The sequence below is a fragment of the Streptomyces sp. NPDC028289 genome (assembly GCF_055565975.1).
Genome location: NZ_JBVHTI010000001.1, coordinates 307,185 through 320,077, shown reverse-complemented (window position 1 = coordinate 320,077; position 12,893 = coordinate 307,185). Strand labels below are relative to the sequence as shown.

The following is a 12,893-nucleotide window of genomic DNA, read 5'->3' as shown; positions in this document are numbered from 1 at the left end:
GATGAACGGCCTCTCGACCATACTGATCGTCGTCGGACTCTTCCTGGTCGGCGGGATCATCTCCTTCGTCAAGCAGAAGATGCCCACCAGCCTGATCGTGCTGCTCTCGATCAGCGCCGCACTGTGCCTGGTGGCGGGCGTCATGAGGCTGGAGGTGTGGAATTGAGCGGATCCACGAAGAAGGTCGTCGTCTTCGACTACGGCTTCGGTAACATCCGGTCCGCCGAGCGCGCCCTCGCCCGCGCCGGGGCCGACGTCGAGATCACCCGTGACTTCGACAAGGCCATGAACGCGGACGGCCTGCTGGTGCCCGGTGTCGGCGCCTTCGCCGCCTGCATGGAGGGCCTGCGCGGCGCGCGCGGGGACTGGATCATCGACCGCCGGCTGTCCGGCGGGCGCCCGGTGATGGGCATCTGCGTCGGCATGCAGATCCTGTTCGCGCGGGGCATCGAGCACGGCGTGGAGACCGAGGGCCTCGACGAGTGGCCCGGCTCGGTGGAGCCGCTCCAGGCCGAGATCGTCCCGCACATGGGCTGGAACACCGTCGACGTGCCGGCCGGCTCCGAGCTGTTCGCCGGCCTGGACGCCGACGCGCGCTTCTACTTCGTGCACTCCTACGCCGTCCACGACTGGGCGCTGGAGACGCACAACGCCGCGCTGCGGGCCCCGCTCGTGACCTGGTCGACGCACGGCAAGCCGTTCGTGGCCGCCGTGGAGAACGGCGCCCTGTGGGCCACCCAGTTCCACCCCGAGAAGTCCGGCGACGCCGGCGCCCAGCTCCTCACCAACTGGATCGGAACACTGTGAGCAAGCTCGAACTCCTCCCCGCCGTCGACGTCCGCGACGGCCAGGCCGTCCGCCTCGTGCACGGCGAGTCCGGGACCGAGACCTCCTACGGCTCCCCTCTGGAGGCGGCCCTCGCCTGGCAGGGGTCGGGCGCCGAGTGGCTGCACCTGGTCGACCTGGACGCGGCGTTCGGCACCGGCGACAACCGCGCGCTGGTCGCCGAGGTCACCGGGGCGATGGACATCAAGGTCGAGCTGTCCGGCGGCATCCGCGACGACGCCACCCTCGCCGCGGCCCTCGCCACCGGCTGCACCCGGGTGAACCTGGGCACGGCCGCCCTGGAGACCCCGGAGTGGGTCGCCAAGGTCATCGCCGAGCACGGCGACAAGATCGCCGTCGGCCTGGACGTGCGCGGTACGACCCTCAGGGGCCGCGGCTGGACCCGCGACGGCGGCGACCTCTACGAGACGCTCGCCCGCCTCGACAAGGAGGGCTGCGCCCGCTACGTCGTCACCGACATCGCCAAGGACGGCACCCTCCAGGGTCCGAACCTGGAGCTGCTGCGCAACGTGTGCGCGGCGACGGACCGGCCGGTCGTGGCCTCCGGCGGCGTGTCGTCGCTGGACGACCTCCGGGCGCTGGCCGACCTGGTACCCCTCGGTGTCGAGGGCGCCATCGTCGGAAAGGCCCTGTACGCCAAGGCGTTCACCTTGGAAGAAGCACTGGAGGCAGTGTCACGATGACGTCCGATGCCGTACGGCGCGTGCAGAGCGGAAGTCCCTGGGAGGAGAGCTTCGGTTTCGCCCGCGCCGTCGCGGCGGGCGACCGCGTGGTGGTGGGCGGTACGACGTCCTTCAAGGGCACCGTGCTGTACGGGGAGGGCGACCCGTACGAGCAGGCCAGGGTGGCCTTCGCCACCGCCCTGGAGGCGATCGCCGAGTTCGGGCTCGGACCGGAGTCGGTGATCCGCACCCGCCTGTTCCTCGCGCACGCGCGCGACATGGACGCGGTGGGACGCGCCCACAAGGAGGTCTTCGACCGGGTGCGCCCGGTGACCACGTTCGTCGTGGTGACCGGCTTCGTCGACCCGCGCATCCTGGTCGAGGCAGAGCTAGAGGCATACAGAGGAGCCGTGGATTCATGACCCTGGCGGTCCGAGTCATCCCCTGCCTGGACGTGGACAACGGCCGGGTCGTCAAGGGCGTCAACTTCCAGAACCTGCGCGACGCGGGCGACCCGGTCGAGATGGCCAAGGTGTACGACGCGGAGGGCGCCGACGAGCTGACCTTCCTGGACATCACCGCGTCCTCCGGCAACCGGGAGACCACGTACGACGTGGTCCGCCGCACGGCCGAGCAGGTCTTCATCCCCCTGACGGTCGGCGGCGGTGTCCGTACCGCGGAGGACGTCGACAAGCTCCTGCGCGCCGGTGCCGACAAGGTGGGCGTCAACACGGCGGCCATCGCCCGCCCGGACCTGATCCGCGAGATCGCGGAACGCTTCGGCCGCCAGGTCCTGGTCCTCTCGGTCGACGCCCGCCGCACGGAATCGGGATCCTTCGAGGTCACCACCCACGGCGGCCGCCGGGGCACCGGCATCGACGCCGTCGAGTGGGCCCACCGCGCCGCCGAGCTGGGCGCGGGCGAGATCCTGCTCAACTCGATGGACGCGGACGGCACCAAGGACGGCTACGACCTGGAGATGATCACCGCCGTCCGCAAGCACGTCACGGTCCCGGTCATCGCCTCCGGCGGGGCCGGCGCCCTCTCCCACTTCCCCCCGGCCGTCACCGCGGGCGCGGACGCGGTCCTCGCCGCCTCCGTCTTCCACTTCGGCGACCTGAGGATCGGCCAGGTGAAGCAGACACTGCGCGAGGCGGGACACCCGGTGCGGTGAGCGGCTAGCCCTTCGGCTGGGTCAGCTGGATCAGGTTGCCGACCGTGTCGTCCAGGACGGCGGCGAGTACCGGACCCTGGTCCTGCGGTTCATGGGGGAAGCGGACGCCCAGCGTGCGCAGGCGGTCGTACTCCGAGCGGATGTCGTCCACGGAGAAGACGATGGCCGGGAGCCCCGCCGCGTAGACGGCTTTGCGGTACGGGTCCGCGAGGGGGCCCTCGCCGGGCTCCAGCAGGAGCTGGAGGTCCGGCTGGGCGCCCTGCGGGGCGCCCACCGTGACGAACAGGGTGCCGTCGCCCGGGTCCAGGCAGGTACGGGTCTCGAAGCCGAGGACGCCCGTGTAGAACGCGTGCGCCTTCGGCACGTCGTCCACGTACACGCTCGTCATCGCGACCCTGATCACCGGGAGCCCCTCAGATGCCCAGCTTCTTGGACTCCTGCAGCTTGGCGATCGCGTTCTCGTCGCCGGACACCTCGACCTTCGCCGTGCTCTGCCGGCCGAACGCGAACATCAGCAGCTCGGAGGGCTCGCCGGTCACCGTCACCACGGGGGCGCCGCGATGGGCGACCGCCGTCTGGCCGTCCGGGCGGCGCAGCACCAGGCCCGTGGGCAGGCCCCGGCCGAGCAGCCGGGCGGTGCGCTCCAGGCGGGTCCAGAGGGCTTCCTGGAAGACCGGGTCCAGCTCCCGCGGCGACCAGTCCGGCTGGGCCCTGCGGACGTCCTCGGTGTGCACGTAGAACTCGACGGTGTTGGCCGCCTCGTCCACCTGCTTGAGCTGGAACGGCGAGAACCGCGGCGGACCGGTGCGGATCAGCTGGATGAGCTCCTCGTACGGCTTCGCCGCGAACTCGGCCGTCACCTTCTCGAGGCGCGGCGCCAGCTGTTTGATCATCGTGCCCCCGGCCGCGTCCGGCCGGCGCTCGCGCACCACCACGTGCGCGGCCAGATCACGGGTCACCCAGCCCTCGCAGAGGGTCGGCGCCTCGGGACCGGCGGTCTCCAAGAGGTCGGCGAGCAGGAGCCGTTCACGCTTGGCGAAGGTCGACATACCGCCAGCCTACGACCACACGCACCGTCCGGACAGTGGACACGGACTGTGACTGTCGGTGTCGCGCGGCACAATGGCACCCATGACCAGTACGACCGGTACGACGGGCACGCCCCCGTCCAGTGGCCTCGCCCCGGAGATCGCCGCCCGCCTCAAGCGGAGCGCCGACGGACTCCTGCCCGCCATCGCCCAGCAGTACGACACCGGCGAGGTGCTGATGCTCGGCTGGATGGACGACGAGGCGCTGCACCGGACCCTCACCACCGGCCGCTGCACCTACTGGTCGCGCAGCCGCCAGGAGTACTGGGTCAAGGGCGACACCTCCGGTCACTTCCAGTGGGTGAAGTCGGTCGCCCTCGACTGCGACGCCGACACCGTGCTGGTCAGGGTCGACCAGGTCGGCGCCGCCTGCCACACCGGCGACCGCACCTGCTTCGACGCCGACGTGCTCCTCAAGGACGTCGAGCACGGCCACGAGGGCACCGATTCCGGCGTACCCGCCTCCGATCAGTAAGGTCTGCCGCCATGGACCTCGAGACCTTCCGCAAGCTCGCGACCGACCGGCGTGTCATCCCGGTCACCCGCAAGCTCCTCGCCGACGGCGACACCCCGGTCGCGCTCTACCGCAAGCTCGCCGCCGAGCGCCCCGGCACCTTCCTGCTGGAGTCCGCCGAGAACGGCCGCTCATGGTCCCGGTACTCGTTCGTGGGCGTCCGCAGCGCGGCGACCCTGACGGCCCGCGACGGCCAGGCCCACTGGCTCGGCACCCCGCCCGTCGGCGTGCCCGTCGACGGCGACCCGCTGGCCGCCCTCCGCGCCACCATCGAGGCCCTGCACACCCCCCACGCCCAGGACCTGCCGCCCTTCACCGGCGGCATGGTCGGCTACCTCGGCTACGACATCGTGCGCCGCCTGGAGAAGATCGGCCCGGGGGAGCGCGACGACCTCCGGCTCCCCGAGCTGACCATGCTCCTCACCAGCGACCTCGCCGTCATGGACCACTGGGAGGGCTCGGTCCTGCTGATCGCCAACGCGATCAACCACAACGACCTCGACACCGGCGTCGACGAGGCCCACGCCGACGCCGTGGCCCGTCTGGACGCCATGGAGGCGGACCTCTCCCGCCCGGTCGCCCAGCCGCCCGCCGTCCTGCCGCCCTCCGAGCTCCCCGAGTACACCGCCCTGTGGGGCGGCCCCGACTTCCAGACGGCCGTCGAGGACGTCAAGGAGCGCATCCGCGCGGGCGAGGCCTTCCAGGTCGTCCCCTCCCAGCGCTTCGAGACGCCGTGCACGGCGAGCGCGCTGGACGTCTACCGCGTCCTGAGGGCCACCAACCCGTCGCCGTACATGTACCTCTTCCGCTTCGACGGCTTCGACGTCGTGGGATCCAGCCCGGAGGCCCTCGTCAAGGTCGAGGACGGGCAGGCCATGGTGCACCCCATCGCCGGCACCCGGCCGCGCGGGGCCACCCCGCAGGAGGACCAGGCCCTCGCCGACGAGCTGATGGCCGACCCCAAGGAGCGCGCCGAGCACCTGATGCTCGTCGACCTCGGCCGCAACGACCTGGGGCGGGTCTGCGAGCCCGGCTCCGTCGAGGTCGTCGACTTCATGTCCGTCGAGCGGTACTCGCACGTCATGCACATCGTCTCGACGGTCACCGGAAAGGTCGCCCACGGCCGCACCGCCTTCGACGTCCTCACCGCCTGCTTCCCGGCCGGCACCCTCTCCGGCGCCCCCAAGCCCCGGGCCATGCAGATCATCGACGAACTGGAGCCGTCCAGAAGGGGGCTGTACGGCGGCTGCGTCGGCTACCTCGACTTCGCCGGCGACTCCGACACCGCCATCGCCATCCGCACCGCCCTGCTCCGCGGCGGCACGGCGTACGTCCAGGCCGGCGCCGGCATCGTCGCCGACTCCGACCCGGTCGCCGAGGACCAGGAGTGCCGCAACAAGGCGGCGGCGGTCCTGCGAGCGGTGCACACGGCCAACAGACTGGGCAAGTAGGGCGCTTATCACCCGACCCCGGGTGACCGTTCGTGCGGGGTTCAGGCGATAGTGGAGTACGTGACTGCTGTTCCTCACCCCTCTTCCGAAGCCGCCGAACCCGCCCGGTCCGGCCGCCGCAGCCTCGCCGTCGCGCTGCTCTTCGGCGCGCTCGGCGCGGCCGTGGCCCTGCTGTCCACCCGGCAGCGCTGGGCGGAGGGCACCGCCACGGTGGCCGGCGGCGACTTCCCGCTCACCGCCAAGGGCAGCGACGTCACGGGCGTCCCCGCGGCCCTCGCCATAGTGGGCCTCGCCGCGCTCGTCGCCGTCTTCGCCGTCCGCAAGGCCGGCCGCTTCCTGGTCTCCGGCCTCCTCGCGCTCTCCGGCGCCGGCATCGTCGCCGCGGCCCTGCTGGGGGCGTCCGACGGCTCGGCGCTCGACGAGAAGGCCGCCGAGGCCAGCGGCGACACGTCCGCGACGGTCGCCGCGCTCAGCCATACCGGCTGGCCGTACGTCGCCGCGGCCGGCGGCGCGCTCATCCTGGTCGCCGGGCTGCTGGCGCTGCGCTACGGGCGGCTGTGGCCGGCCATGTCCGGCCGCTACGAGCGCGGGCCGGGGGCGGAGCGGCCGCGGCGGGCGCCGAAGCCGGTCGATCCCGACCGGCCGGAGGACATCTGGAAGGCGCTCGACCGGGGCGAGGACCCGACTGGCGCGTGAGGCTTCGCCGGGGCACCGTGACAGGTCGTCGGTCGGCTGAGGGCCGGTGGGGGCTGGTCGCGCAGTTCCTCCCCCAGCCTTCGGCCGGGGGTACCCCCAGCGCCCCTACGGGGCGCTGAAAAGCCGGACGCTGAGAAGCGATGTGGCGAATCAGCCGATGTGGCGAATCAGACGCCACCCCAGCTCCTGGCACCACTGTGGGTACGGGACAATGGAGGGCGAGCGTCCGGAAGGACACGTACGAGCTCGGGCCCGTACGACACGTACCAGCAATGAGGAGCAAGTCATGGCGGGCAGCAGCCACGGTCACACCCCGGCCGCCTGGACCGGCGTCACCATCGCCTTCATCGGTTTCTGCGTCTCGGGCGCCTTCATGGTGATGGCGCAGCCGGTGGGCTTCTGGGCCGGCATGGCGATCGTGCTCCTCGGTGGCGTGGTCGGCATGATCATGCGCTCCATGGGCCTCGGCCAGCCGAAGGAGAGCGGCGCGCTCGTGTACAGCACCACCACCGCCCCGGCCGCCACCCGCGAGCCGGTCGCCGCCGAGAGCTGACCCGCACGGTTTCCCGAGGGGCGCCCCAAGACATCGGGGCGCCCCTCGCGCGCGTGTGCCGACCGTACGGGGCACAATGCGAGGCGTGAACGCCGACAGCCACAGCGCAGCCGCCCCACCGGTGACGCCCTCCCTCCGGGGCCGGCTGGCCGTGCCCGTCTCCGTGCTGGGCGCCGTCGTCGGAGCCTTCGCCTACGTCGGCAGCGTCGACCCCAACCAGCCCGGTCACTACCCGGTCTGCCCGCTCTACCGGCTCACCGGCCTGTACTGCCCCGGCTGCGGCGGCCTGCGCAGCGCGCATGCCTTCATCCACGGCGACTTCCTGGCCGCGCTGCGTGACAACGCGGCGGGCGTCCTCGCCTATCTGGCCTTCGCCGTGGTCTGGACCGTCTGGGTGGCGCGCGCGGTGCGCGGCCGGCCCGCCAGGATCGAGCTCAGGCCGGTGCAGATGTGGAGCCTGGGCGTGTTGCTCCTGGTCTTCACCGTTGTCCGGAACCTGCCCTTCGGTGGCTGGTTGCATCCTTGATCAACTGGTGGATGTCCAGGTACTGGGACCGGCGTCAACCGGATGTGAGGCCTACCCCGTCCTCCGGATACCATCGCAGTGACCATGAGTTTTCGGCCCATGGGTTTTTGACCGCCTGGAAGAACCGTCCGGAAGGGGGCCGCTCGCGTGAGTGTGCTCGACGAGATCATCGACGGAGTCCGTGCCGACCTCGCGGAACGGCAGGCGCGCGTCAGCCTCGACGAGCTCAAGGAGCGCGCGGCGAAGGCGCCGGCCGCCAAGGACGGCGTGGCAGCGCTGCGCGGTGAGGGCGTCAAGGTCATCTGTGAGGTGAAGCGCTCCAGCCCGTCCAAGGGCGCGCTGGCCGCGATCGCCGACCCGGCCGGGCTCGCCGCGGACTACGAGGCGGGCGGCGCGGCCGTCATCTCGGTCCTGACCGAGCAGCGCCGTTTCGGCGGCTCGCTGGCCGACCTGGAGGCGGTCCGGGCCCGGGTGGACATCCCGGTGCTCCGCAAGGACTTCATCGTCACGTCGTACCAGCTGTGGGAGGCCCGCGCGTACGGTGCCGACCTCGCGCTGCTGATCGTCGCCGCCCTCGACCAGCCGGCCCTGGAGTCGCTGATCGAACGCGCCGAGTCCATCGGCCTCACCCCGCTCGTCGAGGTCCACGACGAGGACGAGGTCGAGCGCGCGGTGGACGCCGGCGCCAAGGTGATCGGTGTCAACGCGCGCAACCTGAAGACCCTGGAGGTCGACCGCTCCACCTTCGAGCGGGTCGCCCCCGAGATCCCCGCCCACGTCGTCAAGGTCGCCGAGTCCGGCGTCCGTGGCCCGCACGACCTGATCGCGTACGCCAACGCGGGCGCCGACGCGGTCCTGGTCGGCGAGTCCCTGGTCACGGGCCGCGACCCCAAGTCGGCGGTGGCCGACCTGGTGGCGGCGGGCGAACACCCCGCGCTCCGGCACGGCCGGAGCTGATCACCCGCTAGGCTGAACCCGATGACTCTCACGGTGACGACGACAGTGGACCGGTACGCCCGCCTCGCGCGCGGCTGCCGGCCCCGTGGTTGCCGTGCGCCGGCCCGCCGGGTCCACGGCCGCCGCGTCCGCTACGTCATCGGCGACGAACCGGGACAGGTGAACGGCCGTCGATGGCAGCGCGCCCTGTAGGGGCGCGGGGACTGCGCGAGCAACCACTGACGGCTCGCAGCCATCGGACATATCTCCGCCCCCACGGCGAACAGTGTCTTTTTCCACACACTCACCGTGAGGTTTTCGCATGCCCAGCGATTTCTTCTTCCCTGACCCCACCGGCCAGGTGCCCAGCGTCGAGGGCTACTTCGGCGCGTTCGGCGGCAAGTTCATCCCGGAGGCCCTCGTCGCCGCCGTGGACGAGGTCGCCGTCGAGTACGACAAGGCCAAGCACGACCCCGAGTTCGCCCGCGAGCTCGACGACCTCCTGGTCAACTACACCGGCCGCCCCAGCTCCCTCACCGAGGTCCCCCGCTTCGCGGAACACGCGGGCGGCGCCCGGATCTTCCTCAAGCGCGAGGACCTCAACCACACCGGCTCGCACAAGATCAACAACGTGCTCGGCCAGGCCCTGCTCACCAAGCGCATGGGAAAGACCCGGGTGATCGCGGAGACCGGCGCCGGCCAGCACGGCGTCGCCACGGCCACCGCCTGCGCCCTGTTCGGCCTCGACTGCACCATCTACATGGGCGAGATCGACACCCAGCGCCAGGCCCTCAACGTGGCCCGGATGCGGATGCTCGGCGCCGAGGTCATCGCCGTGAAGTCCGGCAGCCGCACGCTCAAGGACGCCATCAACGAGGCGTTCCGCGACTGGGTGGCCAACGTCGACCACACCCACTACCTCTTCGGTACGGTCGCCGGACCGCACCCCTTCCCGGCGATGGTCCGCGACTTCCACCGGGTCATCGGCGTCGAGGCCCGCCGCCAGCTCCTGGAGCGGGCCGGCCGGCTCCCCGACGCCGCGATCGCCTGCGTCGGCGGCGGCTCCAACGCCATCGGCCTCTTCCACGCCTTCATCCCCGACGAGGGCGTCCGCCTGATCGGCTGCGAGCCGGCCGGCCACGGCATCGAGACCGGCGAGCACGCGGCCACCCTCACCGCCGGTGAGCCCGGCATCCTGCACGGCTCCCGGTCCTACGTCCTCCAGGACGACGAGGGCCAGATCACCGAGCCGTACTCGATCTCGGCCGGTCTGGACTACCCCGGTATCGGCCCCGAGCACTCGTACCTCAAGGACTCCGGCCGCGGCGAGTACCGCGCGGTCACCGACGACGCGGCCATGCAGGCGCTGCGCCTGCTCTCCCGCACCGAGGGCATCATCCCGGCCATCGAGAGCGCCCACGCCCTCGCCGGCGCCCTGGAGGTCGGCAGGGAACTCGGCACGGACGGGCTGATCGTCGTCAACCTGTCCGGCCGCGGCGACAAGGACATGGACACCGCCGCGCGTTACTTCGGCCTGTACGACACCGACGCCGAGGTCGCGGCCGACGCCGCCGACACCGCCGAGATCGAGGGGGACGCCAAGTGAGCGGGAACATTCAGCTGCTGGACGAGACCCTGGCCGCCGCCAAGGCCGAGGGCCGCGCTGCGCTCATCGCCTATCTCCCGGCCGGGTTCCCGACCGTGGACGGCGGCATCGAGGCGATCAAGGCCGCCCTGGACGGCGGCGCGGACGTCGTCGAGGTCGGGCTGCCGCACAGCGACCCGGTCCTGGACGGTCCGGTCATCCAGACCGCCGACGACATCGCCCTGCGCGGCGGGGTGAGGATCGCGGACGTCATGCGCACGGTCAAGGAGGCCCACGAGGCCACCGGCAAGCCGATCCTCGTCATGACGTACTGGAACCCCATCGACCGCTACGGCGTCGAACGCTTCACCGCGGAGCTCGCCGAGGCCGGCGGCGCGGGCTGCATCCTCCCCGACCTGCCGGTGCAGGAATCGGCCCTCTGGAGGGAGCACGCCGAGAAGCACGGCCTCGCGACGGTCTTCGTCGTGGCGCCGAGCAGCAAGGACGGACGGCTCGCGACGATCACGGCGGCGGGCAGCGGGTTCGTCTACGCGGCCTCGCTGATGGGCGTCACCGGTACGCGGGAATCGGTCGGGGCGCAGGCGCAGAACCTGGTCGAGCGCACCCGGGCCACCGGCACCGGGCTGCCCGTCTGCGTCGGTCTCGGCGTCTCCAACGCGGCCCAGGCCGCCGAGGTCGCCGGCTTCGCCGACGGCGTGATCGTCGGTTCGGCCTTCGTGAAGCGGATGCTGGACGCGCCGGACCACGCGGCCGGCGTCGCGGCCGTCCGCGAACTCGCCGGGGACCTGGCGAAGGGCGTGCGCGGACAGGCGTAGACCCACCGGGGTACCGCCGGACACAACGGAACATTCGGTCACTCGAACGGGTGGACCTGGGACCGGGGAGGCGCGCTGCGCCTCCCCGGTTCGTTCTGGGGGTGTGAGCGAGAAGAATCGTGACGGAAAGCGGATGGCCCGGGAGCGGCTGGCGGCCGAGCGCGAGAAGCAGCGGGCCGCGGACAAGCGACGGCGCGCGCTGATCGTGGGCGCGACCGTCGTCTGCGTCCTGGGGCTGGCGGCGGTGATCGGCGTGATCGCCGCGAACTCGGGCAAGGACAAGACCAGCGCGAGCTCCGGCCCGGTCGTGGCGCCCTCCGGCGCACAGGGCAAGGACAGCCTCGCGATCCCGGTCGGCAAGGACGGCGCCAAGGCGACGCTCACCGTCTGGGAGGACTTCCGCTGCCCGGCCTGCCAGGCCTTCGAGACGGCGTACCGCCCGACGCTCCACGAGCTGGTCGACGCCGGGCAGCTCAGAATCGAGTACCACCTGGTCACGCTGATCGACGGCAACCTCGGCGGCAGCGGCTCCCGGAACGCGGCCAACGCGGCGGCCTGCGCCCAGGACGCCGGGAAGTTCCGTGACTTCCACGACGTGCTGTACGAGAACCAGCCGAAGGAGACCGACGACGCCTTCGCGAGCAACGACAAGCTGATCGAGCTGGCCGGCAAGGTCCAGGGGCTGAACACACCGGCGTTCCAGAAGTGCGTCAAGGACGGCACGCACAACTCCTGGGTCGTCAAGTCCAACCAGGCCTTCCAGGCGGCCAAGTTCGACGGCACGCCGACCGTCCTGCTCGACGGCAAGAACATCTACCAGGACCAGACCATGACCCCGGCCAAGCTGAAGCAGCTGGTCGAGGACGCGAACAAGCAGTAAAGGGGGTAAGCGTTTCTCACGCCCCCGTTATGGAGCCGTAGCCGGGCTGGTTGCCGTCGGCCCGGTCCGGCACGGTAGCGTCGACCCTGCCATGGAAGAACTTGCCTACATTCCCAGCCCGTCGCGCGGAGTGATCCACCTCGGACCCATCCCGCTGCGCGGCTACGCGTTCTGCATCATCATCGGTGTCTTCGTAGCCGTCTGGCTCGGCAACAAGCGCTGGATCGCCCGGGGCGGGCGGGCCGGGACCGTGGCCGACATCGCGGTCTGGGCCGTACCGTTCGGCCTGGTCGGCGGGCGTCTGTACCACGTGATCACGGACTACGAGCTGTACTTCAGCGCGGGCCGTGACTGGGTCGACGCGTTCAAGGTCTGGCAGGGCGGCCTCGGCATCTGGGGCGCGATCGCGCTCGGTGCGGTGGGCGCCTGGATCGGCTGCCGGCGTCGGGGCATCCCGCTGCCGGCCTACGCCGACGCCATCGCCCCCGGCATCGCCTTCGCCCAGGCGATCGGCCGCTGGGGCAACTGGTTCAACCAGGAGCTCTACGGCCGCGAGACCCATGTCCCGTGGGCGCTGCACATCACCTCCTCCGAGGGTGGCCGCGTTCCCGGCTACTACCACCCGACCTTCCTCTACGAGTCGCTGTGGTGCATCGGAGTCGGCTTCCTGGTCATCTGGGCCGACCGCCGCTTCAAGCTCGGGCACGGGCGGGCCTTCGCCCTGTACGTCGCGGCGTACTGCGTGGGCCGCGGCTGGATCGAGTACATGCGCGTCGACGACGCCCACCACATCCTCGGCCTGCGGCTCAACGACTGGACCGCGATGATCGTGTTCCTGCTCGCGGTGCTGTACATCGTGGTCTCCGCGAAGAAGCGGCCGGGCCGGGAGACGGTGGTCGAGCCGGGCGTTTTTGACGGTGAGGGTGTCTCCGACGGTGAGGCAGACGGTGCTGGTGAGGCCGTTGAGGCGGAGGCCTCCGGCGACGGGGCCGAGGACGACACCTCCGACGAGGTGAAGGACGAGGCCGGGTCGGGGACCAAGAAGAGCTGACCTGCTGCCGTACGACGAAGAGGGCGCCCGGGATCGAACCGGGCGCCCTCTTCGTGTGCGAGGCCATGAGGGTTGCGCTGGGTCAGGCACCGCCG

18 protein-coding genes are annotated in these 12,893 nt (G+C 71.4%); 16 read left to right on the top strand and 2 right to left on the bottom strand.

The features are described 5' to 3' along the window. Position 1 precedes the first annotated feature (1 nt). Genes ACZ4UV_RS01495 through hisF form a run of 5 tightly spaced genes read left to right on the top strand, consistent with a single transcriptional unit; the run spans position 2 to position 2,682 of the window. On the top strand, positions 2–166 hold the full coding sequence (locus ACZ4UV_RS01495) for a hypothetical protein (protein ID WP_351489512.1): 165 nt from the start codon (positions 2–4) through the stop codon (positions 164–166). After that, the gene (hisH, locus tag ACZ4UV_RS01490) at positions 157–807 is read left to right on the top strand and encodes an imidazole glycerol phosphate synthase subunit HisH (protein ID WP_451017097.1); all 651 of its coding nucleotides are present in this window, start codon (positions 157–159) and stop codon (positions 805–807) included. Before ACZ4UV_RS01495 ends, hisH begins: the two co-directional genes overlap by 10 nt. Beyond that, a complete protein-coding gene (gene priA / locus ACZ4UV_RS01485) occupies positions 804–1,529 on the top strand; it encodes a bifunctional 1-(5-phosphoribosyl)-5-((5-phosphoribosylamino)methylideneamino)imidazole-4-carboxamide isomerase/phosphoribosylanthranilate isomerase PriA (RefSeq protein WP_351489507.1) in 726 nt (241 codons plus the stop codon). The genes hisH and priA overlap by 4 nt, the downstream gene beginning before the upstream one ends. Then, positions 1,526–1,930: a RidA family protein gene (locus ACZ4UV_RS01480; RefSeq protein ID WP_391377265.1), complete on the top strand. Its 405-nt coding sequence runs from the start codon at positions 1,526–1,528 to the stop codon at positions 1,928–1,930. The genes priA and ACZ4UV_RS01480 overlap by 4 nt, the downstream gene beginning before the upstream one ends. Continuing rightward, entirely contained in the window at positions 1,927–2,682 is a 756-nt protein-coding gene (gene hisF, locus ACZ4UV_RS01475) for an imidazole glycerol phosphate synthase subunit HisF (RefSeq protein ID WP_351489501.1), read from the top strand. Before ACZ4UV_RS01480 ends, hisF begins: the two co-directional genes overlap by 4 nt. A 4-nt stretch (positions 2,683–2,686) precedes the next feature. On the opposite strand, the gene ACZ4UV_RS01470 is transcribed toward hisF, so the two are convergent. Together ACZ4UV_RS01470 and ACZ4UV_RS01465 are read right to left on the bottom strand one after the other, a co-directional pair. Further along, the gene (locus tag ACZ4UV_RS01470; protein WP_390038149.1) at positions 2,687–3,085 is read right to left on the bottom strand and encodes a VOC family protein; all 399 of its coding nucleotides are present in this window, start codon (positions 3,083–3,085) and stop codon (positions 2,687–2,689) included. Between the two features lie 10 nt (positions 3,086–3,095). After that, positions 3,096–3,731 carry a TIGR03085 family metal-binding protein gene (locus tag ACZ4UV_RS01465; protein ID WP_467835235.1) on the bottom strand — a complete coding sequence of 212 codons (636 nt, stop codon included), beginning with the start codon at positions 3,729–3,731 and terminating at the stop codon, positions 3,096–3,098. A 73-nt stretch (positions 3,732–3,804) separates the two neighbouring features. Between ACZ4UV_RS01465 and hisI the strand changes: the two genes are divergently transcribed. The 11 genes from hisI to lgt all read left to right on the top strand — a co-directional run bounded on the left by hisI (position 3,805) and on the right by lgt (position 12,798). After that, entirely contained in the window at positions 3,805–4,245 is a 441-nt protein-coding gene (hisI, locus tag ACZ4UV_RS01460) for a phosphoribosyl-AMP cyclohydrolase (RefSeq protein ID WP_390038653.1), read from the top strand. An 11-nt stretch (positions 4,246–4,256) separates the two neighbouring features. After that, positions 4,257–5,735 (top strand): anthranilate synthase component I, encoded by a 1,479-nt coding sequence (locus ACZ4UV_RS01455; RefSeq protein WP_390038153.1) that lies wholly within the window; start codon positions 4,257–4,259, stop codon positions 5,733–5,735. Between the two features lie 51 nt (positions 5,736–5,786). Beyond that, entirely contained in the window at positions 5,787–6,431 is a 645-nt protein-coding gene (locus ACZ4UV_RS01450; RefSeq protein WP_467835232.1) for a TIGR02234 family membrane protein, read from the top strand. Positions 6,432–6,717: 286 nt separating this feature from the next. Further along, on the top strand, positions 6,718–6,984 hold the full coding sequence (locus ACZ4UV_RS01445; protein WP_467835230.1) for an HGxxPAAW family protein: 267 nt from the start codon (positions 6,718–6,720) through the stop codon (positions 6,982–6,984). Positions 6,985–7,060: 76 nt separating this feature from the next. Then, entirely contained in the window at positions 7,061–7,510 is a 450-nt protein-coding gene (locus tag ACZ4UV_RS01440; RefSeq protein WP_351489485.1) for a DUF2752 domain-containing protein, read from the top strand. Between the two features lie 147 nt (positions 7,511–7,657). Continuing rightward, positions 7,658–8,467: an indole-3-glycerol phosphate synthase TrpC gene (gene trpC / locus ACZ4UV_RS01435; RefSeq protein WP_390038159.1), complete on the top strand. Its 810-nt coding sequence runs from the start codon at positions 7,658–7,660 to the stop codon at positions 8,465–8,467. Between the two features lie 21 nt (positions 8,468–8,488). Continuing rightward, complete coding sequence (trpM, locus tag ACZ4UV_RS01430) at positions 8,489–8,659, top strand: tryptophan biosynthesis modulator TrpM (RefSeq protein ID WP_366358037.1); 171 nt, start codon at positions 8,489–8,491, stop codon at positions 8,657–8,659. Between the two features lie 109 nt (positions 8,660–8,768). Next, the gene (trpB, locus tag ACZ4UV_RS01425; RefSeq protein WP_451015807.1) at positions 8,769–10,052 is read left to right on the top strand and encodes a tryptophan synthase subunit beta; all 1,284 of its coding nucleotides are present in this window, start codon (positions 8,769–8,771) and stop codon (positions 10,050–10,052) included. After that, positions 10,049–10,867: a tryptophan synthase subunit alpha gene (gene trpA, locus ACZ4UV_RS01420; RefSeq protein WP_451015806.1), complete on the top strand. Its 819-nt coding sequence runs from the start codon at positions 10,049–10,051 to the stop codon at positions 10,865–10,867. Before trpB ends, trpA begins: the two co-directional genes overlap by 4 nt. Positions 10,868–10,970: 103 nt before the next feature. After that, positions 10,971–11,747: a DsbA family protein gene (locus tag ACZ4UV_RS01415; RefSeq protein WP_390038165.1), complete on the top strand. Its 777-nt coding sequence runs from the start codon at positions 10,971–10,973 to the stop codon at positions 11,745–11,747. A 91-nt stretch (positions 11,748–11,838) separates the two neighbouring features. Continuing rightward, positions 11,839–12,798: a prolipoprotein diacylglyceryl transferase gene (gene lgt / locus ACZ4UV_RS01410; RefSeq protein WP_451015805.1), complete on the top strand. Its 960-nt coding sequence runs from the start codon at positions 11,839–11,841 to the stop codon at positions 12,796–12,798. Positions 12,799–12,893 lie beyond the last annotated feature (95 nt).